Genomic DNA, 24,208 nt, shown 5'->3' with positions numbered 1-24,208 from the left:
TTTAATGTTCGACGCCGGCAGCCGCCGCTTCATTCACGAAGCGGCCCATGGAAAACCGGTCAAGAGCAAAGGGTTCGATAAGAGGATGCGGACGGTCGTTGGCGACGGTGTAGGCCATCGTTTCTCCCCCTACTGGTATCGCCTTAAAACCCCCGGTGCCCCAGCCTGTGCTGATGAACAGTGACTTGACTGGTGTCTTTCCGAGAATCGGGCTCGAGTCAGGCGAGATATCAACGATGCCTGCCCACTGACGCATGAGCTTGAGGCGACTGAACGCCGGAAACATATTGAGGGTCGCGCTCAGCGTGTCTTCGAGGGCCGGCAGCGTACCCCGCTGGCCATACGAAGGGTACGCATCGGTCCGGCCACCAATGAGGATTTCGCCTCGGTCTGACTGGCTTACATAGGCATGCACAGCAGGCGAATTCACGACGCCATCCAGAATGGGCTTAACGGGTTCGCTCACCATCGCTTGCAACGGCATCGACACAATCGGTAATTTGATACCTGCCATTCGTGCAACTACGGACGAGTTTCCGGCAACGGTGATGATGACTTTGTCTGCGGCGACGAATCCCTTTGCCGTCTGCACACCCTGGATACGATTTCCGGAAATGCTTAAGCCGGTGACTTCGCAGTTCTGGATGATGTCTACGCCCATCGCATCAGCGCCACGCGCGTATCCCCAGGCTACAGCGTCGTGGCGCGCAACGCCTCCACGCCGCTGAATAAACCCGCCCATGACAGGGAAACGTGCCTCCTTGCTCACGTCCAGAAGCGGGAGGTACTCGTGAATCTGTTCAACGCTGAGCATCTCGGCGTCGATTCCTTGCAACTGGATCGAGTTCGACCAGCGGTTTAGACCATCAAGCTGATGTGGTGTATGCGCCAGCGTGAGGACGCCGCGCTGACTAAACATCACGTTGTAATTGAACTCTTTGCTCAGCCCCTCGTAGAGTTGCAAAGAGCGTTCAAAAAATCGCGTGCTTTCTGGGTAAAAGTAGTTGGAGCGAATAGCCGTTGTGTTACGGCCAGTATTGCCACCGCCCAACCAACCCTTCTCTATGACAGCGACGTTGGTGATGCCGTGATTCTTCGCCAGATAGTAGGCGGTCGACAGCCCCTGGCCGCCACCGCCGATGATGACCACGTCATAGCGACGCTTGGGCTCGCTCGTGCGCCACGCCGGGGTCCATCGCCGATGACCGCTCAACGCGTGTTTTGCGAGAGACCAGAAAGAGTAGTGTTCCAAGCGAACCTCTGCGACAGGAGTTACAGAATGACCGTTCGATGGCCATTAAGGAAAATTCGACCGTCGCTGAAGAGGCGTACGGCGTTTGCGAGCGCGACTGCCTCGGTGTCCTGTCCCACGAGAACCATGTCGTCCGCGGTGTACGCGTGGTCAATAGGCTTGACCTCTTGCGCGATGATGGGACCTTCATCGAGGTCGCTCGTCACAAAGTGAGCGGTTGCACCAATCACCTTGACGCCGCGCTCGTGCGCCTGATGGTAAGGACGAGCGCCCTTGAAGCCTGGCAGGAAGGAATGGTGGATGTTGATGGCCTTCCCTTCGAGCCGCCGGCTCATTTCGTCGGACAGAATCTGCATATAGCGCGCGAGGACGAGGAGTTCGGCTCCCGTCGTCGCGAACAGGTCGAGTATCTGCGCTTCCTGCTGAGGCTTTGTTTCCCGCGTAATCGGGTAATGATGAAACGGGATGCCGTACCATTCCACTAGACTCCGACAGTCGTTATGGTTCGAGACGACACCGACGATGTCGATTGCCAAAGCACCAGCGCGCCACTTGGTAAGCAGTAGGTTCAGGCAATGGTCATATTTCGAAACTGCAATCAACACTTTCGGACGGTATGCCGCCGGACGAATTGCAAACCGCATGTCCAGTTCGTTTGCCAGCGATGAAAGCTTCTGGTTGAGTTCGTCAATGCCGCCGTTAAGTACGTGGTCGTCGAATACCATGCGCGCAAAGAAATGCTTAGTCTGCGGGTCACCGTAGTGGAACGACTCCGTGACGTACGCACCCTGCTGGAAAAGCAGATTCGACACCTTGGCGAGAATGCCGAGACGGTCGGGGCATTGGAAAGTGAACAGGTAGTTCGTTGCTTCAGTTGCTTGCGTCGTTGCGGTCATGATGGCCTACGGAAACAAAGGTTGACGGTCCTGCATCTGGGCTGCCGGCAGGCACTGAAGCCCCCGCCAGTCCATCACTTGAATTCACACGCAACTCGCTCGACCGCGAGACGCGCAGCATTACAGTCAGCTCCGACTACCAGTGATCAGGCCGCCGGCAGACCCACTCAGTCGGCGACGACGGCAAAGAAACAATAATTTTTTAATGTTTCCATCCGTAAGCGTGACCGGTTCCTCCCGACGCGCCAGCCGCCTCTGCCTGCGATACGTGAACTTTCCTGCTTGCTTGGAAGCGAGTATAAGTATCGACACAGAGAAGAACAATAAAAATTTATTGTTACTTGTTTATCGTTAACCCGTAACACCTTAGGGAAGGAAGTGCGAACTCTGCCCTCCTGTAATAGACTCTGCACGCACGCCAACTAACGCCCGACCGATGAGCACTGCCCCGAAACAAGAAAAGCCGCAACGCGCACCCGCTCGCCGAACCCAGGAAGAGCGCAGCGATGCAACACGTCGCCGCATTGTGCAATCTGCCATGCGCCTCCTCCACAAGAAGGGCTTCCGGGCCACGAACCTCCAGGACATCGCACGAGGTGCCCGGGTAACGCTCGGCGCTTTGCAACATCACTTCGCAAATCGGCAAGTGCTGATGGAGCGTCTCATTGACGAAGTGATGGCGCCGCTGTCCGACGACGGCGTTGTCTGGCCGCCGGCGACACTGCCCCTGGACGAGCGGGCGAAGGAGTTTGTCCGGCTCGCATGGCAAACGATTTATGGCGTGCCGAGCTACGTGGCTGCCTGGAGCTTGTTTTTTGGGTGCAAGGCCTCGCCAGAACTATTCGAGCGGATAGACGCGACTCGGGCTCGGTCGGATCCCGTTTTCTTTTCACGATTCATCACCTGCTTTCCGGAAATCGAAAAGAATCACCCTGCGCCTGAGCAATTTGCCGGCTTCGTGTTTGCCACGTTACGCGGCATGGGTTTGTTCGGACTGTTTGACGTCGCGCAAGCGGAAACTGACGGTCAGTTGGGGGTGCTTGTACAGGTCATCGTCCAAGCCGGCCAAAGACACCCATAAAACCGAGGGGGCGCCTGCTATTCCTCAAATATAGGGGCCGGTGACCTGCCTTCATCGAACAGTACGATATCGGACCAATGCGAGCCAATCGAAGGTCTTAATCTAGGCCATTGAAAGCAGGATTCCAGTCAGAGACTTCGAAATCGGCAGCCTGAGCTTCAGCAATCCGGCGCTGGGCGACTAATCAGCTTCGCCTATTCGCGTTCGCGCATTTGCGTTTCTGCGCAGCATCTGTGAGCCCACCGTCCTGTTGACGCGGGGCCATGGCTTTTTTGTCAGGTCGGCCAATGCTTCGACGCCCGCGGTGCCTTCTTTGCCTGGTCGAATTCGAGCAGCAGCATGTCGCGAAACCCCTTTGCCGCCGTAGACAACGGACGAGCGGTCGACGTAATCAGATACGCGCGATAGTCGATGCGCGGCTTGAACGCGGCGATGTGATAGCCCAGATGCGCGAACTCGAGCGCCGACTCGCGGATCACGAGCCCGACGCCCAGACCATGCGCCACCATATGGCAGACCGTCGATGCCCACGGGGTCTCCGCGCGAATGCGTCGCTCGACGCCGCTCGAATCGAACACCGCATCGATCGACGTGCGCGCCTTCACCTTAGCCGCCATCGAAATGAAGTCTTCCCCGGACAGATCGGACGGCTGCAACACAGGTCGTCCAGTCAGCCGGTGCCCTTTGGGCAGAATGCAGACGATCTCCGAACTGGTGATTTCCTCGCTGCGCAAACCCTCGCGATCCGATGCGCGCAGCGCGATACCGAGATCGATGGTCTGCCGCGACACGGCTTCAATCACGCTATCGGTCGACATCGGCTCCAGCGACGTCAGCAGTTCCTCACGCCCCGCGACATAGCGTGTGATTCGCTCGGTGATCCAGCCCTCGGCGAATGCGGGAAATACGCCGACGCGCAAATAGCCGCGCCGCGTGGTCCCGATTTCTCTCGCCACCTCGTTCAGATAATCGAGCCCGCGATATACCTGCGAGACTTCGGCGAAGAAAATTTCCGCTTCCGGCGTGGGCACCAGCTTGCCTCGGCGCCGCTCGAAAGCGACGAAACCGGCCTCCTGCTCGAACCGCTCGATCATCCGGCTCACGGCCGGCTGCGATACGTTCAGGCGCTGCCCTGCGGCGGTGATAGAGCCATGCGTCATCACCGCGACGAACACTTCCATCTGCTTGGCATTGAGCCTGGCCACGAGCGTGTCCCTCCGATTATTGCTGCAATGCGGCAGCGTTGAAAGCCCACCGTGCAGCGATCTTAGGGCATTACATAGAATAGGATCAAACGAACAAAATTGTAGTGGATGTAATAGTTTTGCCTGCCTATAGTCGCTCCATCGACACATTTCGCACCTTTCGAAACGACTGCTTCACGAGGACAGGCCAGTGGACATTGAAGCTCGAAAAGACATGCAGGACCCGGCATCGTTTTTCACAAAGACGCCGCTCGCCCACCGGAATAATGGCGGAGCGTACAAGCCCGGTGCGCAGCAGCCTGCGGGCTTGCGCATTCAAGCGCGTCCGAAGAAATCCGACTGGTTCTGGTACGCCATGCTGCTCGTCGTCGTCGTACTGTTCGTCGAACTGGTCGTCGACAACCCGCGCTGGCAATGGGACATTGTCGCCCATTACCTGTTCAACAAGCGCGTGATGGAGGGATTAGGGAATACGCTGATCCTGACCGTGCTATCGAGCGCGCTGGGTCTGTGTTTCGGGGTCGTGATCGCTGCCTGCCGGATGGCGGACAATGCAGTGCTGCGCGCCGCCGGCTACGTGTACATCTGGATCATCCGCGCGACGCCGCCGCTTGCAATGCTGCTGTTCCTGTTCTTTCTGTCGGCGCTGATCCCGCGGCTCTATCTGCCGCTGCCGTTACTTCACGCGAATCTGTTCGACATCGACACCAACCACATCATCTCGCGCTTCAGCACGGCCGTGATCGGACTCGCGATGTACCTCGGCGGCTATAGCGCGGAAATCTTTCGCGGCGGCGTCTCAGCCGTCGATCGCGGACAGCGCGAAGCCTGCAAGGCGATCGGCATGAGCGATTTCCGCATGATGTGGCATGTGGTCATGCCGCAAGCAGTGCGCATCATCATTCCACCGCTCGCCAACGAACTGATCACGATGTTCAAGAACACGTCGCTCGTCACGGTGATCGGTTACGTCGAACTCCTGACGACCGTGCAGCTGATCTACGCGACCAACTTCGAAACGATTCCGCTGCTGACCGTCGCCTGTATCTGGTATCTGGCGCTGACGAGCCTCGCAATGGCGGCGCAGAGTCTGCTTGAACGTCACTTCAGGAAGGGAGTACGGACGTGAACTCGATCCACAACGACACATCGGCGATGAACGACACGACACACTTTCTCGACATGCGCGCCGTCACGAAGCAGTTCGGCGACTTCACCGCGCTGGATGCTGTGGACTTCTCATTGTCCAAAGGCGAAGTCGTCGCGATGATCGGGCCGTCCGGTTCGGGCAAGAGCACACTGCTTCGCTGCATCAATATGCTCGAATTGATCGACGCCGGCAGCATCACCTTCAAGGGCGAAGTACTCGGCACGGAAATGCGCGGTACGCGCTGCGTGCGCCTGCCGAAGAAAACGCTCGACCAGCAACGCCGTTACTTCGGCATGGTCTTTCAGGGCTTCCATCTGTTCCCGCACTATTCAGCGCTCGACAACGTGTTGGCCGGCCCCAGCATAGTCGGGGGCAAGCGCAAGCGCGACGTGATGGAGCGCGGCAAGTATCTGCTGACGCGCGTTGGACTCGCCGACCGAATGCACCACTACCCGGCCGAACTGTCCGGCGGACAGAAGCAGCGCGTCGCGATTGCACGTGCGCTCGCAATGGAACCAGAAGTGATGCTGTTCGACGAGCCGACCAGTGCGCTCGATCCGGAACTCGTCAACGAAGTGCTCAACGTAATCAAGGAGCTGGCGCTCGCGGGCACCACGATGGTCGTTGTCACGCACGAGATGGAATTTGCGCGCAAGGTGGCAAGCCGCGTGGTGTTGATGGACGCCGGCCGCATCGTCGATGAGGGAACACCGACCTACATCTTCGACGGCGGTGGAACCGAACGCTGCAAACGTTTCCTTTCGAGCCTGCGCACCTAGTGCATGAGGCTAATCGGTTACCTGGAAACTTCGATCGGGATTGAAAAAATGACTGCTACAGACGGAAAGATCAGAATTGGCCTGTCAATGCGCTATCTGGGTTATCACATGGCCGCATGGCGGCATCCGGATGTGCCCGCGGCAGGCGCTATCGATTTCAATTATTTTCTTCGTACTGCAAAGAAAGCCGAAGAGGCAAAGCTCGACATGATTTTCTTTGCTGACGGAATCGGCGTCCGCGCAAACGACACACCTAAAGGATCGCTCGCCCGCGACGCAAAGAATGCCGAACTCGAACCGCTGACCTTGCTGGCGGCGATCGGTGCGTGCACCTCGCACATCGGCCTCGTCGCAACGGCTTCGACGACGTACAACGAGCCTTTCCATATCGCACGCAAGTATGCGTCGATCGACCATATCAGCGGCGGTCGCGCGGGCTGGAACGTCGTCACGTCGTGGTCGCAGCAGGAAGCGTGGAATTTCAGCCGCGACGAGCATCTCGGCTATGAAGAGCGTTACGAGCGCGCGGACGAATTCGTCGAAGTGGTCAGGAAGCTGTGGGACAGCTGGGAAGACGACGCGTTTATCCGTGATAAGGCGAGCGGTGTCTTCTATGACGAGGCGAAGCTGCACGTGCCGAATCACAAGGGCAAGCACTTCAAGGTGCGCGGCCCGCTGAACTCCGCGCGCACGCCGCAAGGCCGGCCGATCATCGTGCAAGCCGGTGCCGCCGAAGCGGGGCGCCAGCTTGCCGCACGCTATGCAGATGTCGTCTATAGCAATGCGAGCAGCATGGAAGGCGCCAAGGCTTACTACGACGATCTCAAAGGCCGCCTTGTGAAATACGGCCGCACGCCGGATCAACTTTTGATCATGCCCGGCGTCACCCTGTATGTCGGCAAGACGCGCGGCGAAGCGCAGGACAAATTCGATCAGTTGCAAAACCTGATCGATCCGCTTAGCGGACTGGCCATTCTGTACGGCGTGCTCGGCGATCTCTCCGAATACGAACTCGATGGCCCGGTGCCCGATGTCGGCAATCAGCGTGTGCGCAGTATCGCCGAGAATCTGCTCGCGCTGGCGCACAGGGAAAACCTGACGATCCGCCAGATGTACAAGCGCGTGGCTTCGGGCAACAACTGGCAGATCATCGGCACTGCGGAAGACATCGTCGACGAAATGGAAAAGTGGTTCCGGGCCGGCGCCGCGGATGGCTTCAATATTTGCCCAGCGACGTTGCCACAAGGTGTCGACGATCTGACGCAATACATCCTTCCCGAGTTGCGCAAGCGTGGACTGTTCCGCACCGAGTACGAGGCGGGCACGCTGAGGGGCAATCTCGGACTGCAGCCCCTGCACTTCGGCGACTAAATTTCGTCGACTAAAAAGCATCATGCGCCGCTTGCCAACGAGCGGCGCCTTTCCGACACGAGGCGTTTCACATGAGCACCGACACGACCGATGAACTTTTCCGCAATGCGATGGCGCGCTTCACCAACGGCGTCACGGTCATCACGACCGCTATAGGCGGCACGCCGTTCGGCCTGATCGCGACATCGGTGTGCAGCCTGTCAGCCGATCCACCGACGGTGCTCGTCTGCGTAAACCGAAGCGCGAGCGCACACGACGTGATCCTGCGCGCGAAGGTGTTTGCCGTCAATCTGCTATCCGCCGATCAGAAGAACGTCGCACAACGCTTTGCCACCGAGAAGGGGCGGTCCCGTTTCGATCCGGCGCAATGGAGAGCTGGCAAGAGTGGCGCGCCGTTGCTGACCGGCAGTGTCGTCTCTCTCGATTGCAAAGTCATCGCGACGCACAACGGATATTCGCATACGATCTTTATTGGCGAGATCACGGATTCATCGACGCACGAGGATCCGTCCGCGCACTGTCTGTTGTGGCATCAGCGGCATTTCGCGGCCGCGGCGATGGAAGCGCGATGAGCGTCACAGCAGAACTTACGCTTTAGTCCGCTCAACCCCATTCGAATCGTCCCCACATCATGACCAAGCCCATCCGTTTCACCCGGATCGTTGCGCGACTCACCGTCGCCGCCGTGCTCTGTCTGAGCGTTGCACCGTACGTCGTGTCACCGGCTTTCGCCGAAGACGCGGCGAATCTAGACACGATCGCCGCCAACCCTGCGCTCTCCGCGCTCGTGCCGGAGTTCTATCGTCAGAAGCAACCGATCACGGTTGCGGTCAATCCGGAGATCGCGCCCGTCAAGTTCATCGACGAAGACGGCGAGGTGGCGGGTTTCGCGCCCGATCTGATCTCTGCCGCGGCTAAAGTGCTAGGGCTGAAAATCAGGTTCGCGCAGGCTTCGTTCGATTCGTTGATTCCGGGCCTCGCAGCGGACCGCTTCGATGTGCTGCTGTCGCTTGGCGATTTTCCCTCGCGCCATAGCAAAGTGACGTTCATCGACTACTTAAACGTCGGCCAGACGATCGTCGCCTCGTCGAAGCGGCAATTGACGCTCAAGTCGCTCGACGATCTATGTGGGATGCAGATCGCGCTGCCGCGCGGCACAGCGCCGCTGCAACGGGCGAATGAAGTGAGCAACAAATGCGTGGCGGACGGTAAGAAAGCTATCTCGATCGCCACCTATCCGGACACCAACATGACACTGATGTCACTGACCAACGAAGCAAGCCAGGCCGTATGGATCGACTCGCCCGCTGCGAATTACAACATCAAGAAGTTTCCGGACAAATATCAGGCGGTGTTCTACTACAACCTCTCGTCATACGGAATCGGCTTTGGCGTCGACGACAACGGCAAGCGGCTCGCTCATGCGTTCCAGCAAGCCCTGATCAAGTTGCAGAAGCAAGGGTTTTATCAAAGTGTGATGCAGAAGTGGGGTCTGCCCGCGAAGGACGGACGCCCCACCTTCCCCGTCAACGATCCGCAGATGTGAAGCCTCTGGCTGGCAGCGAGACCACCTGCACCCCGTGAAAGGAACAAATCCCCTTAACCTTACAAGCCTGCCGTGGTGTCACGGCGGTCGAAACTGTCCGTCACGGGACAGCGTCCGGTGGGATCCAATAATTTTGCGTATATGCAACGAAAAGAAACAAAATTTTTTGATTTTAAATCAAATACTTAATCATCATATTCGAGTTCTCTCCTGGCACCAAGCAATGTTTGACCTAATAAATAGGAGTCCGACTCATCAAGAAAAATTTTCGACCTACTACCAAATTCTGTTTCTTGCCATCCAGCGTCAAACATGGCGATTCAAGTGCAAACGGGTACATTTTTGAGCACACGGAAGTTCGAGCTCAAGCGATGTACTCACGAGTCTTGGCCGGCTGTGCCAGCGCTAGGACGCTCGCCTTTGGATTCGTAGCAATCCAGCCGTCCAGCATATCTGCCCACGCCTGGAGCATCACCCTCCTCTGCTCTGCATACTCCGCCTTGTTGTAGACCGCGCGCACGCCACGCTGTTCGTGAGCGAGGCATTTCTCGATCCAGTCGGTGTTGAACCCTGCTTCGTGCAAGAGCGTGCTGGCCGTCCGACGCAGATCGTGTACCGTGAAAGGATCAAAATCTGTCCCGTCGTCGCGTATCAGCTTGACCGTGCTGTCAATGACGCGGTTCCGAGTCGCCATACTTATTGGGGAGGCCGTCTCATAGCGGCCGGGATGCACGTACGAACTCGCTCCGAAGCACGTCTTGAATGCGACCAGGATGTCCAGAGCCTGTTGGCTCAGATAGACAATGTGGGGGCGACCGGCCTTCATCCGTTCCTTCGGAATTGTCCAGACTGCGGCGTCGAAATCTATCTCACCCCACATCGCCAGAATGAACTCGGACTTGCGCACCAGCGTGAGCAGCATGAATCTGATAGCAAGGCGCAGCGTAGGCATCGTCGGCGTCTGTTCCAATGCACTGAAAAACACATGGATTTCGGCAGGCGACAGTGTCCGATCGCGCGGCTTGAAGCTCGCGATCGCGGACGGGCGGATGGCCTCCGCAGGATTGTCCACCTTTAGTCCCCGCGCCTGCACGAAACGGTAAACCTGAAGAACGATGTCGCGCGCCTGCACGGCAGGGGCAGCAGCGCCCCTCTCCTTGATCTTCTCGCAGCGCGCCATCAGTCGTGCGGGCGTGATCTCTTCCAACTTCAGCCGGCCAAATTCCGACGCGAGATTCCGCTCGTATACCGATTTGCGCATCGCTCGTGTGGAGTCGGCAAGAGCAGTCTCCACAAAGTATTTCTCCGCCCACTTACCAAACGTCAGGGCCTCGGTCGCCTCGACCCGTTTCTCGACTTTCGCCCGTGACGGGCTTTCGCCGCGTTGGATTGCTCCGTACGCATGGTCGCGTAGAAGGCGGGCTTCCGGGAGGCTAATAGCCATTCCGAATCCGAGTTCGTCTGGCCTGCGTGGCTTCCGTGCGGGAAGTGATGGATCGTAGCGGCCTATAACCAGGGTTTCCCGGCGACCGTTCACCCGGTAGTCGTACCGGAAGCTCACCGCGCCTGAAGGCGTCACTGCCGCATATAGCCCGCGCTGATCGGCAACCTTATAGATCTTCTGAGCCGGCTTCAGCGCTCGCAACTGCATGTCTGTGAGCATAGCGGCTCCGCTTTCGGTGAGCGACGATGCCATTCGCTTGGCGGTAATCGGAAAGCTTGGATGGATCCGACGGCAGCAACAGAAATTCGAGGCTCAGCCCCGGCAGTCGAAGCGGGAAATGGTCAGCGGTGAAAGCCATTACTATCAGGGGCGTCGGTACCGCATCCGCGTGGTTTATCATGAGGGTCCAGCAACGGTCGTGTTGCGCAACAAGACCACGATGGTGATTACAGTTCGCCCAGAAACGAGCGCAGAACAGCGTCTCAGAATCGTCGAGCGTTGGTACCGAGACCAGTTAAAGGCGGAAATTCCTGCTCTGCTCGAAAAATGGCAACCGCTGCTGGGTGTCAAGGTTGCTGCGTGGGGCATCAAAAAAATGAAGACCAAGTGGGGCAGTTGTAGCATCAATGCTGGCCGTATTTGGGTGAATCTCGAACTAGCGAAAAAGCTGCCCCAATGTCTTGAGTACATTCTCGTGCACGAGATGGTTCACCTGATGGAGCGCCACCACAATGATCGCTTCACGGCACTGATGGATCGTCATTTGCCGCATTGGCGGAGTTATCGGGAGGAGTTGAATCGTGCTCCGCTAGGGCACGAAGACTGGTCGCACTGAGCAGATACAAAACTAAGAGACACGATGACCAACCCATCATCAAACATCGACCCGGCCACGATCCAAGCCTATCGTGAAACGCACTTCTGCGTCGAGAACGACCCACCAATTACCTTGCAGGTCGGCCAGAAGAATGATGCCCTCGCTGCCCTACACAGAGACGAGGGCGTCGAATCAAGCGCCTTCATTACCGCATGGAATCCGTACAGCAAACGGTGCAGCAATGAGGACAATGACAAGCGGCAAGACGTCCTTTCGCATGAGTTGCGTCAGCTCGGTTTGAAATATGTTGATGGTCTCGGACAACATCCTACGGACCAGTGGGGTGAGCCGAGTTTTCTCGTGTTAGGGATTTCACTTGAGGCTGCGATGGCGCTTGGCGAACGGTACGAGCAGAATGCAATCGTGTGGTGCGGCGTTGAAGCGGTACCGGAGTTGGTGTTGCTGCGTTGAGCAGGAAGGCAGTAGAGCCCTGTTCGATCGTTGGCAGATCTGAGACTCGGCAGCTAGTTATCGACACCTGATCTAAAAGAAGAAGCGACAGTAGCCCATTTGCCAGACTTGTCCTCAACGGCCCCCTAAAGTCGGTAGGCGGTCTGCCGTTAGTACGTACTGGACGCGTGCTCCGACCCATGCTTGCGATGGCGCATCATCCCATTCAGTGCCTAGCGATCCACAGCGCGTTTGGCAACGGCATACGAACATTGGAAAATAAGACTAACCCAAACACAGGAGGCAGTAATGGCAAATGAAGAGATTGAAAGCACGCTGCGAGAACTCATGGCGAACATGTCTGCGGAAGAAAAAGCAGAGTTCGTAAAGAAGCTTTATGCGACGGGTTTTCAGAAAATCGCTGCCGGCGAGGAAGTGACACAAAAGAATATAAGGATCTTGAACAGCCTTCGCAATGAGGTCAAGAGGCTGTAAGCCCGTTAGCCACGTAATGGTTTGGAAACGCCCCGCCGAGGCGCGGATGTTTTGTACCCTTTCAACAGACGTCTGCTTGCGGCGGGTTTGTGGTGCCCCTACCCTCTAAGCAAGACGGAAGGGTGATGCAGCGTCGAAAAAATTTTTTGACTTATGGCAATCCTCTTTCCAAGCTTGGAAAAAGCTAAGGCATCTAAGCAGAAACCAACGGAAGGTGAAGTATTTCTTCTGGAGTTTTTGGCCGCCAATTTTGACGATCAAGTTGAAGTCTATTTTCAGCCATGCTTCAATGGTGACCGTCCAGACATTGTATTGATGTCTCGGAAGGAAGGGGTCGTTATCATCGAGGTGAAGGACTGGAATCTTGACCTCTACAGCATTGACGAAAACAATAAGTGGTCCGTCAATGCCGGCTCACGGTCGCAAACTATAAGATCCCCTTTTCAGCAAGTGTTCGTATATAAGAAGAATTTTTTCGACATTCACGTCAATGGCCTCCTCGAAAAGAGTCTAAAAAATAAAAGCTTCTTTGGTGTTATTAAAACCTACGTGTACTTTCATCACGGAAGCAAGGAGGCGATACAGCGCCTCTATCAGCCACGCCTTGATCGAATTCGTAAAGAGTCGCGGGATAATGAAGAGAACTATAAGTCCGAGCGGCTAGATTTCGACGCCTATGAAAAAAAGCGTATATGGCTTGAAAGGGGCCGGCATCGATTTGAACGAGACATGGCCCTTGCTCTACATAGAGACCGGCTTCACAAGATCGATTTCGCCAGCGCGGGCAACAAAACCCTCTTTGATGAATCCGTTTACAATGAATTCAAGCGGTTACTCAATCCCCCTTACCATTACGCGTGGGAAGGCAGGCCCCCAAATTACTCTGATAAGCAACGCAGACTGATCCAAAGTGAGGGGAAGGCTCGCTCAAAGATATGTGGACTCGCAGGCTCGGGGAAGACGGTCGTTCTAGCTGGCAGAGCCGTCAATGCTCACAAGCGCCACGGCGGAAGAATTTTGGTATTGACCTTCAATATCACGCTGCGTAGCTACATTCACGACAAGATCAGTGCCGTTAGAGAAGATTTCGCCTGGTCTTTCTTTGACATTAGCAACTACCATCGATTCATAACCAGTTCTCTCAACAATTCTGGAATTGAAATCGAGATACCCAAAGGTTTGCAATACGAAGGCAGAGATCCTGCTGTTGCTCGGCGAATTGCTATAGAGCGAGATCGGCACTTTGAAGAAGAGTACTATAGCAATCTGAGGGTTTTTGAAGGTGCGGACATCAAGTTCAAATACGACACAATCTTGATCGATGAAATCCAGGATTACAAGCCAGAGTGGATCAAAATAATTCGCTCGTACTTTCTTGCGGAAGACGGTGAGATGATTCTTTTTGGCGACGAGAAGCAGAACATCTATAAGCGTGCTCTGGACGAAGAGCGGCGTTCGAAGGTCGTTGAAGGTTTTGGTAAATGGGTGAAGCTGACAAAAAGCTTCCGCTATGCGGTGGAATCTCCCATTATCCGCTTGGTGGAATCGTTTCAGAAGAAATTTCTTCTTCAGAATTACGAAATAGACCCTGATGAATCTTTCCAATTGAGCCTCACAAATGTGGGCGTTCAAGCCTATGGGACCTTTGACAGGATAAAAGTAGATCAACTTGCCGGAACAATCATAAATATAGCCAAGGCCAACAAGGCGCACCCGAACGATATCTCTATCATTTCCTCCCAAGAAGGCATCCTCCGAAGACTGGACCACATGCTACGAACTTCAGAAACACACAAAGAACGGACTTTATGTTCCTTTCCCTCGCATGAAGTGACCGAGCACCCTAAATACTCCCGAAACTACGACAAGATCAGTGCAGCGAAGAAGACGGGGTTCAATCTGAATAGTGGCGTAATGAAGCTAAGTTCCACCCATAGCTTCAAGGGTTTCGAGTCACCGCTCGTTTTCTTGCTAATCAATAACAGCGATAGTCCTGAAATGGTTTTCACGGGACTTACCCGCGCGAAAGAGAACCTGATGGTATTCTTGGAAGGCGATAGCCCATATTTGGAATTCTTCGGCACGCACCTCAGCAAGCTGACGGATTTCCATGACGATGCGACTGAACCGAGTACGCACTAAGCAATTGGGCATGCATTCGTGCCGTGTATGCGAGGTTCACATCGTATATAACACGACGTCTAGGCGAGTGACCTAGACGCCGATAAGGTCTGCACTTCGGCGCAGGTCAATGAACGCTTTCACTGATTTCACGGGGAATATATGGGGATTTTGAATATTTTTGGAAAGAAGAAACCGAAAACCGCATGGGACGAACTCAACCAAAATCCCATATTTCGACAGCAGAAAGAGCTGTTTGAGTTGATGAGCCGTATGTGCGAGGATGGCGTCGACGCGGACGAGCTTCCGAACGCTAGCGGAGAGTTTGGCATGTCCGCTGGCAATCCAATCCCTTGCCATACGACTTTTGGAAGCACCGCGTACCTTGGTCGTCTACGTACATTGGATGGAGTGAAGGTCGACTATAAACGTATTGGCTCCATGTCTTCGGATGCGAGCGCTCATCCAGTCGATGCGTATGAAATCTCTCATCCCAATGGCGAAAAGTTAGCGACGATATTTATATCACCCTATCAGAAGCGGATTTCGAATAGGGCCCCCAAAGGCTTTAAGCTTGACGTGCATCCGTGAAGTAAAAGGATTTGTGCATGCAAACGGTCGCCGTAATGGACCTAGAAACTACCGGGCTTTCACCCACTCAGTGCGACCGAGCTACCGAAATTGCTGTCGTTCTCTTGCGTGACGGGCAAATCGTCGACCGCTACCAGAGTTTGATGAAAGCCGGCAGGCGGATAGCATCCGATGTCGTCGCCCTCACCGGGATCACGAATGACATGATCGCATCGACTCCTCCAATTTCGAAAGTCATGAAAGAGGCCGCAGCGTTCCCACGTCGATGGGTCGCCGCACAGGATGCCACCTAAATGTTCGATTATTTCAGGATTCCATGGCTAACTTAAATTAGGCAAACTTAAATTAGCTGCTTTTTTTATGCTCAAACGCTCAGCCATCACCTGATCAGCGACATCTCCATGAGTGACAGACGTGACGACAGCGTGACAATTCCGTAAACTCAAAAGCCTTTGCCAGATAAGCGATATGACAATGTGACAATGTGACGTAAGAAACAATATGACCTTAAAGCGCTTCCGGACGATTGGATGGCCGCCTGACTTGGCATGGACTTTCTGAACGTCACATCCGCCACAACGTCACAGCCTTGATTTACAAGGGTTTCGCTCGAAGATGAGGCGTAACAGCCTTGTCACGGCCGTCACAGCTCCCTCGCTTCGATCACTCCAGCGGAATCTCTACTGCCTCAGCGGGTTGATGCGGATCATACCCAACAATCCGGCTGCTGATCGCCCAGACGCGTTTGGCCCCCTCCCGCCCGACGCGGGTGGTCTTGCTGGCGTCATGAAGCAGTAGTCCATGCTTACGTAAAACCCTTGCGACCAATTGGGGATCCAGGTCCCTGCATATTTGCTGCTTGAACGGCCCCGGCAACACGTAGAAGACCCCTTTCGCCGTGTCAACGTACCCTGCTCGATTGTGAACGACCTGTTCATCATCAATTTCGTCCCTCAACAACCTGATCCGCTGAAATGCAGACTGACCATGCTGCTCGAAGAATCCTTGCACTTGCCTCAACGCCTGAAATTCCTCCGCCGCCTCTGTCCCCCCTCGCTGCAGAATCCAGGCATCGAAACAACGCTTCAGCATGGCCGTCGACGTACCGGCGGACCAACAAACGATTCCAGCCTCTACCGCCAATTCGCCTGCCAAGGCAAGCACAGCAAACCGCCGAGCCGCACGCAACACCTGACCATCACCGTCCGCGCCAAACATATCTTCGACATTCCGAAGCCGCTGCTTCAAGATATCGCAGACATCGTGAGCATCCAGTCCAGTCAGGTACTCCAGCCAGGCATCGCCCACGGCACCGAACACCTCGTCTGCGGCGTCGTTAAGGTGGTTCGCCAAAGCCCGGCTGGTATCCACGCCACCCAATGACTCGAAAAGCCCGAAACCGCAGCCAGCATCCGCCGGAATATTCAGTAACCGCACGTCCATACCTGCGCGCACAGTTCTGCCCGCCGACTCGACGTGCTGTTGCAACGGGACTTCCCCCGTGGACATGAACAAAATTCGCCACGTATAGGGCTTCCTGCTTGTCGCAGCTCGGCTCATACGTGTCTTTCCCTGCCCATTTCCGAGCATATATATAGTCTCGCCCGCTTCGTGGGGAGATGCCTGTCCCATCTCGTCCAGCAACAACACGGAGTCATTCAAGGACGCCGCAATCGCTTCAAGTCCATTCGACGTCGAGCGCCACGAGCGGATGAAGCCCGTAGATTTGCCCCAGATCGAAGCCGCAACCTTCATTGCTGTCGTCTTACCGACACTACTTTGCCCAACCAAATGAACACCACCGGACTCCATTCCGAGCAGGTGCAGAAGCGGAGCAGCGAGTGCCACACACGCCGCAAGCATCAATCGAGAATTGGTCGCACAATACTTTCCGATCCGCTCGTTCCACGATTCAAGCGTACCCGCCTGGCTAAACGCCACACTTGCCGGAGCCTCCGGATCAAGTGCAACTGCTTCCGCCCGCTTCCCGAACACTCTGTCAGCACGTACGTAGTTCTTGCCGTTCCAGCCCACGTTCCGAACGAGGTCATGTGTTTCACGAGTCTGCGCATGTGCCAAGTAGTCGTTAAATTCGGCCCAGTTGTAGACGATCACGCCGAGGTCGCTAAAGGTCTCCCGAAAAGCGACGAAATTAGTCAGCGTCGCACGCCGGACGACGATCTTTTGCGTCTCACCATCAGGTTTATGCAAGCGAAGTTCGAGGCTCCACCCGCTGCTCTCCTGATCACGAAGCTGCCGAAGAATCTCGACACAGGAAGACACCTTGACGGGCATCAACTCGTCCTTCTGCATTTTCCATGCAGTTACGCCTTCATCGCTGACGGTATAGCTCTTGCCCGATGCCCACGTCACCGAGTCGCCGCTCTCAACTGTTACGAGCCGCCGCATCTTGCAGTCGTTCCCCAGCGGGACAGGCACGTCGATCAGCGAGTTTTTCACCCAATCTGCAACGACATCCCCAGCAAAGCCAAGCTGTGCAATGTCGGCAACGTCCCACCCTTTTAGCTCGTCGGCCTTCTCGTCATACGCCCACCCCCGAGCCTCGCAAACGTTGCGCAGCACTCTTTCGGCAGCAACCACCTTGATCGGGGTCGACGAGCCAGACCCACGAATCAGTTCGATCACCTGGTCCTGATATTTCAGACCAGCCTCGTCGTTGTCAGGCCAGATCACAACCGGACGCCCCGCCAGCGGGGACCAATCGGTCTTGGCCGCAGCCTTCGCACCGCCCGCAGACGTCACAACCACCATCGGCCCCAGCCCCCGCAAAGCGAGAGCCGCCTTTTCGCCTTCGACGACGAACACTGGCATGACCTGATCATCCTCGACCAAATCTCTCAAGCCGAAGAGCGGGCGCAGGCCGTGCGGCATACCACCAGTCCAGTGCAGCGAGCCATCCCCCCGCCGCTTGACCTGCAACGTGCAGAAGGATTTCTTTCCGTTGGCCTGACGCAAGCGGAACTGCGCAAAGCACAGGCGGCCCTTCGCATCGACGTAGTCGTATCGATCCTCGAGGATCGAACCACGAGGCACGAACTGGCGAGCATCAAGCTCCGGGCTCCCTTCCGGAATCGGGGACATGAGCTCGTTGTCGGCAGACTGATTAACTACCGACGCACTAAGCACCGGAACGTTAGCCGCATTCGACGGCATCTCGATCTGCCGCTTCCCGAGTTCATCCAGCAAACGCTTGGCGGCTGCCTTCATGCCGCAACCCCAAACGTAGGCAGCCAGGGCGATCAGATCACCGCCTTTGCATTCGTCGTCGCAGGCGAAATCAGCGAAGGCGCCCGTCGCCGTGTTGATCGAGAACGATCCAAGCTCATGGTCATCACGACGCGGATTGTAGGCCACGAACTCCCTGCCTCGGCCCTCGCCCTCGAGGCCAAGGATATCGATAACCTCGTGGAAGTGCTCAAGCGCAACGGCGGCGATTTGCTTGAAGGGCACCGACGGGATGGCAGCGGTGAGGTCCTGAATGTCCTTCAGGGTGACGACCTCGATCTGTTGCTCGCCAGAAGGCGTATCGACCCGTGAAATGGCGATGTCGCTCATTGTGCTTGTCCTGCCAAAACGCGCGGCATGTCGCCGATGCTCGACGCCTGGAGAAGGTGATTCTGCAACTGCGGAACGGCAGCGGAAGCTCTGCGAGCGGTACTAATGTTCATCATTGTCTATTTCCTTGTTAAGAGTTCACAGCGACGTGCTGCGAACTGAGAACTTTAGGGACTCGACGAGATGAATTCGACAGGGAGAACGCCTATCCGATTTTTCCGGTCATTTTGGTGCCTAGCACGAAGCTCAGCCCCTTACTGATAGCGCATTGAGGAAGGTGTGCACGGTGGCGCTGTTGAAAATCCGAGGCAGGTCCCCGCGTAATTCGTCGAGTGCGCTCCTAGACGGTGCTTCCCGCTGTTCCCCTCGGGATGTCTGAACACGACGGGTCAGCCTCGCAGTCACCACCGGTCGGGGGATTTGTTTGTCCCTCAGGCGGGCGAGCATCTGCATGTCAAAGTACGGCACGACGCCGCGAGCTCCCCAAGACGCAGCCTTTTGCTGCAGCAAATTTTTTAACGGCTTCTGGATCGGGACCTGTGCTTTCCACGCCTTGAGCCAACGCCCGAAGTCCTCCTCCAGAACTTTGTCCGTCGCATGGAGATCGATCTGGAGGTGGGCATAGCGACACCACGCGTGATCGTGCTGCTGCACGGCTTCGTCAACGCTTGATGAGTAATCAATGACGCTCTTGTTTTCCGTTCGGTCTCGCAAAGCGCCAGCCGTGCCATCGCACGTAAGCGATAGTGAATCGGTTAGGGCGAAGTGATTGCCAGCTGTGAGCACCTTGACGCTGCCCTGACTGGCGGGGTGTGTGTTTCGAGCTGAGATGCCAAAACCCAACGGCTTGAGTGGCGCGGCCTTTAGTTTTTCGAATTGCTCAACAACGAATTGTTGTTCTCCCGCGTTCAGGAACCTGTTGAGTTCAACCCTATCAAGTATCACGGTCGACCAAAGATGCAAATCGCCGGTCTCAAGCGGCATGTAGTTACGACGGTCGAGCCAGCTGAAATCGCCGGCGCTCATCAAGCGGTTCTTTGTTGTACGACCCATGGGAGTAAGCGGCTGTTTGAGGTCAGTACTGCGGTGTCATGATTGATGCTTCCGGTGGGCGCGTCTAGATCCAGCCGAGTTGTGGCTATGACGTCATGACCAGGGCAGGAGCGATTCTGGCCCGCTGCCGCGACACCTGCCCTTCCGGATCGCCCATGCCTATAATGCGAAACGGCCTGGCACCGCCAAGCCGTTTCTTGTCCAAATCCTGTCCAAATTTTAGCCTGGACGGCGGACGAACTGAACCGGGAACCTAGCTACGGACTATCGCAACATCAACAAACGTGCATCAGCGGGAGCAATTTAAGGCCCTGATTTATCAGGGTAATTTACTCCCACTCGATCGTCGCCGGCGGCTTGCCCGAGATGTCATACACCACCCGGTTGATCCCGCGCACTTCATTGATGATGCGGTTCGACACATGCCCCAGCAACTCGTGCGGCAGATGCGCCCAATGCGCGGTCATGAAGTCCAGCGTCTGCACAGCACGCAGCGCAACCACATATTCGTAGGTGCGGCCATCGCCCATCACGCCGACGCTCTTCACCGGCAGGAACACCGCAAAAGCCTGGCTCGTCAGGTCGTACCATGACTTGCCGGTTTCCTTGTCGATAAAGGTACGCAGCGTCTCGATGAAAATCGCGTCCGCGCGACGCAGCAGATCGGCGAAATCGCGGCGCACTTCGCCGAGAATCCGCACGCCCAGACCCGGGCCCGGGAACGGGTGGCGATACACCATTGCCGGCGGCAAGCCGAGCTTCACGCCGAGTTCGCGCACTTCGTCCTTGAACAGTTCACGCAGCGGCTCGAGCAGCTTCAGATTCAGCGTCTCCGGCAGGCCGCCCACATTGTGGTGGCTCTTGATGGTCTGCGTCGCCTTCTTGCCCTTGCCGGCCGATTCGATCACGTCCGGATAGATCGTGCCTTGCGCGAGCCACTTCGCGTCGGTCAGCTTGTTGGCTTCGGTCTGGAACACTTCGACGAACTCCGCGCCGATGATCTTGCGCTTCGCTTCCGGATCGGTGACGCCGGCCAGCTTCGACAGGAACACTTCGCTCGCGTCGACGTGGATCACCTTGACGCCGAGGTTCTCAGCGAACGTTGCCATCACCTGCTCGGCTTCGTTCAAACGCAGGAGACCGTGATCGACGAACACGCAGGTCAGCTGATCGCCGATCGCGCGATGCAACAGCGCCGCAGCCACCGACGAATCCACGCCACCCGACAAGCCCAGAATCACGTGCTCATTACCGACCTGCTCGCGAATCTTCGCGACGGCTTCGTCGATGTAATGGCCCATTTCCCAATCGGGATTCGCGCCGCAAATCTGCAGCACGAAACGTTCGAGCATCGCGCGGCCTTGCACGGTGTGCGTCACTTCCGGGTGCCATTGCAGGCCGTAGAAATGGCGCGCTTCGTCGGCCATTGCCGCGATCGGGCACGAGTCCGTCGAGGCCATCAGCTGGAAGCCCGGCGGCATCTCGAGAACCTTGTCGCCGTGGCTCATCCACACCTTCAGCATGCCGTGACCTTCCGGCGTGGTGAAGTCGCTGATGCCTTCGAGCAGGCTCGTATGGTTGCGCGCGCGCACTTCCGCGTAGCCGAACTCACGCAGGTGGCCGATATCGACCTTGCCGCCGAGCTGCTCGGCCATCGCCTGCATGCCGTAGCAGATGCCCAGCACGGGCACGCCGAGTTCGAACACCGCTTGCGGCACGCGCGGCGTATCCGTTTCGGTGACCGAGCTCGGGCCGCCGGAGAGGATCACGCCCTTCGGCGCGAAATCGCGAATGAACGACGCATCGACGTCGTACGGATGAATTTCCGAATACACGTTGGCTTCGCGAACGCGACGTGCAATCAGTTGGGTGACTTGCGAACCGAAGTCGAGGATCAGGATCTTGTCATGCATGGCAGCGGACGGAGTCAAAAGTGAACGGATACGGGATACCGCGCAAGAAGCGCGGCGTTGAATTCAAAGCTGTCCACGTGGGGACGATCGAGCATGAAGCGTGACGGTGAAGCGCGCTGGAGCATTCAGCACCGCAGGCACTTGCCTGCGGCGCGCGCGAACGGAATCCGGTTGCTTCGGCAGGCGTTCTGGCGCTTGGCGCGTCAGCCATGAAACGGCGGCCGGGGCGCACCAGGTGCGTCGGCAGCGGCGTTACGGGCATCGTCGCGCGCGGCTGCAGCATCGGCGCGTGCGGCGCGTTCAGAGGCCGTCAGACCCGGTTCGTCGACCGCCGGGTAGACCGGCGCAGCCGAAACTGGACTGACGGGCCGTGTGACCGGCACAACGGGCTCGACGACCGGCTCCGCGCGATAGACCGGCTCCGCCGTTACGCGACCGGCGTCGCGCCTGTTGGCCGCGTCTTTGGCGGCATCTTTCGCGGCCTGCTTTTCGGCGCGCTCAGCAGCAGCGGCTTCAACCAGCCGCCCCCTCTCACGCCGCCGCACCGCGCCGGACAGGCGCACACCACCGAGGCCAACCACCAGCAGCACCACACCGGTCAGCACCGCGATGATCTGCCCGAAGCCGGTCAGCGCCGGCGTATGCAGCCCGAGCAGCCAGACCAGCATCAGCACGCCGGTCAGCCAGTTCACATGGCCGACGACCTTGGCGACCGTCGACGTGAGCGAACCGTCGATAGACGCGTGCAAAGCAAGCCACGCGAGCCCGATCAGCGCCACGCCAAACCCCTGGCCGACCAGAGCCGGCTGGGTTTGCACCAGAAGCAGCGCGTTGTACAACGAAGTCCAGGGCGTCAGCAGAAACAGCAGGCCGAACGCAAGCAGCAACAGTGCATCGAGGATGAGTACAGCGCGCAGCAATGGCTTCATTGGCGTTTAGTCCACGTGGTAGTTGGGCGCTTCCTTGGTGATCTGCACGTCATGCACGTGCGATTCGCGCAAGCCCGCGCCCGTGATCTGCACGAACTCGGCCTTGTCGTTCATCTCCGCGATCGTGCGGCAACCGCAGTACCCCATGCTGGCGCGCACGCCGCCGATCAGCTGGAACAGGATCGCGTTAACCGAGCCCTTGTAGGCGACGCGGCCTTCGATACCTTCCGGCACCAGCTTGTCGATGTTCGCGGAGTTGTCCTGGAAGTAGCGGTCTGCCGCGCCGTCTTTCATCGCGCCGACCGAACCCATGCCACGGTACGACTTGTACTGACGGCCCTGGAACAGGAACACGTCGCCCGGCGCTTCTTCGGTGCCTGCGAACATGCTGCCCATCATCACGGAATTCGCACCGGCGGCCAGCGCCTTGCTGACGTCGCCCGAGAAACGCACGCCGCCGTCGGCGATGACCGGCACGCCCGTGCCCTTCAGCGCTTCCGACACGTTCGAGATCGCGGTGACCTGCGGCACGCCCACGCCGGCAACGATACGCGTCGTGCAGATCGAGCCCGGGCCGATACCGACCTTCACGCCGTCTGCGCCGTACTCGACAAGCGCCTTGGCTGCCGCAGCGGTAGCGATGTTGCCGCCGATCACTTCGACATGCGGGAATTTCTGCTTGACCCACTTGACGCGCTCGAGCACGCCCTTGCTGTGGCCGTGCGCCGTGTCGACGACGATCACGTCCACGCCGGCCTGCACCAGCAGTTCGACACGCTCTTCGTTGTCTTCGCCCACACCGACCGCCGCGCCTGCGCGCAGCTTGCCGTGTTCGTCTTTACACGCGTCCGGGTGTTCGGTTTGCTTGGTGATGTCTTTTACCGTCATCAGGCCGCGCAGTTCGAATGCGTCGTTGATGACCAGCACGCGCTCGAGGCGGTGGCTATGCATCAGCGCCTTGGCTTCGGCGAGCGGCGTGCCTTCCTTGACGGTGACGAGGCGCTCACGCGGCGTCATGATGTTGCGCACCGGCTCATCCAGACGCTCTTCGAAGCGCAAGTCACGGTTCGTGACGATACCGATCAGTTGCGAGCCTTCGACGACCGGGAAACCCGAAATGCCATGCTGGCGGGACAGCGCAATGACGTCGCGCACCTTCATTTGCGGCGGCACGGTGATCGGATCGCGCACGACGCCCGATTCGAAGCGCTTGACCTTGGCAACTTCACGCGCCTGTTCGGCCGGCGTGAGATTCTTGTGGATGATGCCCACGCCACCCATTTGCGCCATCGCGATTGCGAGACGAGCTTCGGTGACAGTGTCCATAGCGGCGGACACGAGCGGCATATTCAGGGAGATGTTGCGGGTCAGCCGGGTCTTGAGGCTGGTGTCGCGCGGCAGAACATCGGAGAAAGCCGGGACGAGGAGCACGTCATCGAACGTGAGTGCTGTTTGGATCAGACGCATGGCAAATCCTATAGGCGCAAAAGCGAATTATACGCGATACCTCCCTGGTTTTCACTGCACTAACAGCAGCTT

General features: G+C 57.2%; 20 protein-coding genes and 1 pseudogene. 12 read left to right on the top strand and 9 right to left on the bottom strand.

The genetic code is table 11. The features are described 5' to 3' along the window. Window position 1: 1 nt before the first annotated feature. Both M0D66_RS21635 and purU read right to left on the bottom strand, forming a co-directional pair. Window positions 2-1,252, bottom strand: coding sequence for a sarcosine oxidase subunit beta family protein (locus M0D66_RS21635; RefSeq protein ID WP_266211540.1), 1,251 nt, complete (start codon window positions 1,250-1,252; stop codon window positions 2-4). Between the two features lie 20 nt (window positions 1,253-1,272). Further along, a complete protein-coding gene (gene purU / locus M0D66_RS21630; protein ID WP_266211539.1) occupies window positions 1,273-2,148 on the bottom strand; it encodes a formyltetrahydrofolate deformylase in 876 nt (291 codons plus the stop codon). Between the two features lie 436 nt (window positions 2,149-2,584). Here purU and M0D66_RS21625 point away from each other — a divergent pair, with 436 nt between their 5' ends. After that, window positions 2,585-3,229 carry a TetR/AcrR family transcriptional regulator gene (locus M0D66_RS21625; RefSeq protein WP_266211538.1) on the top strand — a complete coding sequence of 215 codons (645 nt, stop codon included), beginning with the start codon at window positions 2,585-2,587 and terminating at the stop codon, window positions 3,227-3,229. A 275-nt stretch (window positions 3,230-3,504) separates the two neighbouring features. Here the strand turns inward: M0D66_RS21625 and M0D66_RS21620 are convergent, their stop codons facing one another. Further along, window positions 3,505-4,434, bottom strand: a complete 930-nt coding sequence (locus M0D66_RS21620) for a LysR substrate-binding domain-containing protein (protein ID WP_200620735.1) — start codon at window positions 4,432-4,434, stop codon at window positions 3,505-3,507. A gap of 190 nt (window positions 4,435-4,624) precedes the next feature. On the opposite strand from M0D66_RS21620, the gene M0D66_RS21615 reads away from it, so the two are divergent. From M0D66_RS21615 to M0D66_RS21595, 5 genes are all read left to right on the top strand, one after another. Beyond that, complete coding sequence (locus tag M0D66_RS21615) at window positions 4,625-5,563, top strand: amino acid ABC transporter permease (protein ID WP_200620737.1); 939 nt, start codon at window positions 4,625-4,627, stop codon at window positions 5,561-5,563. Then, window positions 5,560-6,363, top strand: coding sequence for an amino acid ABC transporter ATP-binding protein (locus tag M0D66_RS21610; protein WP_266211537.1), 804 nt, complete (start codon window positions 5,560-5,562; stop codon window positions 6,361-6,363). The genes M0D66_RS21615 and M0D66_RS21610 overlap by 4 nt, the downstream gene beginning before the upstream one ends. A gap of 48 nt (window positions 6,364-6,411) precedes the next feature. After that, entirely contained in the window at window positions 6,412-7,734 is a 1,323-nt protein-coding gene (locus M0D66_RS21605; RefSeq protein ID WP_266211536.1) for an LLM class flavin-dependent oxidoreductase, read from the top strand. Between the two features lie 71 nt (window positions 7,735-7,805). Continuing rightward, complete coding sequence (locus M0D66_RS21600) at window positions 7,806-8,306, top strand: flavin reductase family protein (RefSeq protein ID WP_266211535.1); 501 nt, start codon at window positions 7,806-7,808, stop codon at window positions 8,304-8,306. Between the two features lie 59 nt (window positions 8,307-8,365). Continuing rightward, complete coding sequence (locus M0D66_RS21595) at window positions 8,366-9,280, top strand: ABC transporter substrate-binding protein (RefSeq protein WP_266211534.1); 915 nt, start codon at window positions 8,366-8,368, stop codon at window positions 9,278-9,280. A gap of 364 nt (window positions 9,281-9,644) precedes the next feature. On the opposite strand, the gene M0D66_RS21590 is transcribed toward M0D66_RS21595, so the two are convergent. Further along, the gene (locus tag M0D66_RS21590; protein WP_266211533.1) at window positions 9,645-10,943 is read right to left on the bottom strand and encodes a site-specific integrase; all 1,299 of its coding nucleotides are present in this window, start codon (window positions 10,941-10,943) and stop codon (window positions 9,645-9,647) included. 16 nt (window positions 10,944-10,959) lie between these two features. Between M0D66_RS21590 and M0D66_RS21585 the strand changes: the two genes are divergently transcribed. From M0D66_RS21585 to M0D66_RS21560, 6 genes and pseudogenes are all read left to right on the top strand, one after another. Beyond that, window positions 10,960-11,559 (top strand): M48 family metallopeptidase, encoded by a 600-nt coding sequence (locus tag M0D66_RS21585; protein ID WP_266211532.1) that lies wholly within the window; start codon window positions 10,960-10,962, stop codon window positions 11,557-11,559. A gap of 24 nt (window positions 11,560-11,583) precedes the next feature. Continuing rightward, on the top strand, window positions 11,584-12,012 hold the full coding sequence (locus M0D66_RS21580; RefSeq protein ID WP_266211531.1) for a DUF3293 domain-containing protein: 429 nt from the start codon (window positions 11,584-11,586) through the stop codon (window positions 12,010-12,012). 288 nt (window positions 12,013-12,300) lie between these two features. Beyond that, window positions 12,301-12,486, top strand: coding sequence for a hypothetical protein (locus tag M0D66_RS21575; protein ID WP_266211530.1), 186 nt, complete (start codon window positions 12,301-12,303; stop codon window positions 12,484-12,486). Window positions 12,487-12,639: 153 nt separating this feature from the next. Further along, window positions 12,640-14,628 carry a nuclease-related domain-containing DEAD/DEAH box helicase gene (locus M0D66_RS21570; protein ID WP_266211529.1) on the top strand — a complete coding sequence of 663 codons (1,989 nt, stop codon included), beginning with the start codon at window positions 12,640-12,642 and terminating at the stop codon, window positions 14,626-14,628. Between the two features lie 141 nt (window positions 14,629-14,769). After that, window positions 14,770-15,198 carry a hypothetical protein gene (locus tag M0D66_RS21565; RefSeq protein WP_266211528.1) on the top strand — a complete coding sequence of 143 codons (429 nt, stop codon included), beginning with the start codon at window positions 14,770-14,772 and terminating at the stop codon, window positions 15,196-15,198. Between the two features lie 17 nt (window positions 15,199-15,215). Continuing rightward, window positions 15,216-15,455 (top strand): annotated as a pseudogene (locus M0D66_RS21560) (PolC-type DNA polymerase III); the annotation flags it as partial. 406 nt (window positions 15,456-15,861) lie between these two features. On the opposite strand, the gene M0D66_RS21555 reads toward M0D66_RS21560, so the two are convergent. The 5 genes from M0D66_RS21555 to guaB form a co-directional block, all read right to left on the bottom strand. Beyond that, on the bottom strand, window positions 15,862-18,774 hold the full coding sequence (locus tag M0D66_RS21555; protein WP_266211527.1) for a DUF927 domain-containing protein: 2,913 nt from the start codon (window positions 18,772-18,774) through the stop codon (window positions 15,862-15,864). Window positions 18,775-19,020: 246 nt separating this feature from the next. Beyond that, entirely contained in the window at window positions 19,021-19,800 is a 780-nt protein-coding gene (locus M0D66_RS21550) for a DUF6387 family protein (RefSeq protein WP_266211526.1), read from the bottom strand. Between the two features lie 356 nt (window positions 19,801-20,156). Continuing rightward, window positions 20,157-21,740: a glutamine-hydrolyzing GMP synthase gene (guaA, locus tag M0D66_RS21545; RefSeq protein WP_093633319.1), complete on the bottom strand. Its 1,584-nt coding sequence runs from the start codon at window positions 21,738-21,740 to the stop codon at window positions 20,157-20,159. 203 nt (window positions 21,741-21,943) lie between these two features. Then, on the bottom strand, window positions 21,944-22,669 hold the full coding sequence (locus tag M0D66_RS21540; protein ID WP_266211525.1) for a hypothetical protein: 726 nt from the start codon (window positions 22,667-22,669) through the stop codon (window positions 21,944-21,946). A 6-nt stretch (window positions 22,670-22,675) separates the two neighbouring features. Next, complete coding sequence (gene guaB / locus M0D66_RS21535; protein ID WP_054035195.1) at window positions 22,676-24,136, bottom strand: IMP dehydrogenase; 1,461 nt, start codon at window positions 24,134-24,136, stop codon at window positions 22,676-22,678. Between the last annotated feature and the right edge of the window lie 72 nt (window positions 24,137-24,208).

Origin of the sequence: Paraburkholderia sp. SECH2 (genome assembly GCF_030464795.1) — a bacterium.
Lineage (GTDB): Bacteria > Pseudomonadota > Gammaproteobacteria > Burkholderiales > Burkholderiaceae > Paraburkholderia > Paraburkholderia aspalathi.
Note: the sequence above shows the minus strand (reverse complement) of the source record. Positions and strands in the feature narration are given on the sequence as shown.

What these genes read in the sequence shown, in the direction of transcription:
- purU (WP_266211539.1), bottom strand. Translation starts at nt 2,148, where the DNA reads ATGACCGCAACGACGCAAGCAACTGAAGCAACGAACTACCTGTTCACT.
- M0D66_RS21625 (WP_266211538.1), top strand. Translation starts at nt 2,585, where the DNA reads ATGAGCACTGCCCCGAAACAAGAAAAGCCGCAACGCGCACCCGCTCGC.
- M0D66_RS21605 (WP_266211536.1), top strand. Translation starts at nt 6,412, where the DNA reads ATGACTGCTACAGACGGAAAGATCAGAATTGGCCTGTCAATGCGCTAT.
- M0D66_RS21600 (WP_266211535.1), top strand. Translation starts at nt 7,806, where the DNA reads ATGAGCACCGACACGACCGATGAACTTTTCCGCAATGCGATGGCGCGC.
- M0D66_RS21595 (WP_266211534.1), top strand. Translation starts at nt 8,366, where the DNA reads ATGACCAAGCCCATCCGTTTCACCCGGATCGTTGCGCGACTCACCGTC.
- M0D66_RS21590 (WP_266211533.1), bottom strand. Translation starts at nt 10,943, where the DNA reads ATGCTCACAGACATGCAGTTGCGAGCGCTGAAGCCGGCTCAGAAGATC.
- M0D66_RS21580 (WP_266211531.1), top strand. Translation starts at nt 11,584, where the DNA reads ATGACCAACCCATCATCAAACATCGACCCGGCCACGATCCAAGCCTAT.
- M0D66_RS21575 (WP_266211530.1), top strand. Translation starts at nt 12,301, where the DNA reads ATGGCAAATGAAGAGATTGAAAGCACGCTGCGAGAACTCATGGCGAAC.
- M0D66_RS21570 (WP_266211529.1), top strand. Translation starts at nt 12,640, where the DNA reads ATGGCAATCCTCTTTCCAAGCTTGGAAAAAGCTAAGGCATCTAAGCAG.
- M0D66_RS21565 (WP_266211528.1), top strand. Translation starts at nt 14,770, where the DNA reads ATGGGGATTTTGAATATTTTTGGAAAGAAGAAACCGAAAACCGCATGG.
- M0D66_RS21555 (WP_266211527.1), bottom strand. Translation starts at nt 18,774, where the DNA reads ATGAGCGACATCGCCATTTCACGGGTCGATACGCCTTCTGGCGAGCAA.
- M0D66_RS21550 (WP_266211526.1), bottom strand. Translation starts at nt 19,800, where the DNA reads ATGAGCGCCGGCGATTTCAGCTGGCTCGACCGTCGTAACTACATGCCG.
- guaA (WP_093633319.1), bottom strand. Translation starts at nt 21,740, where the DNA reads ATGCATGACAAGATCCTGATCCTCGACTTCGGTTCGCAAGTCACCCAA.
- M0D66_RS21540 (WP_266211525.1), bottom strand. Translation starts at nt 22,669, where the DNA reads ATGAAGCCATTGCTGCGCGCTGTACTCATCCTCGATGCACTGTTGCTG.
- guaB (WP_054035195.1), bottom strand. Translation starts at nt 24,136, where the DNA reads ATGCGTCTGATCCAAACAGCACTCACGTTCGATGACGTGCTCCTCGTC.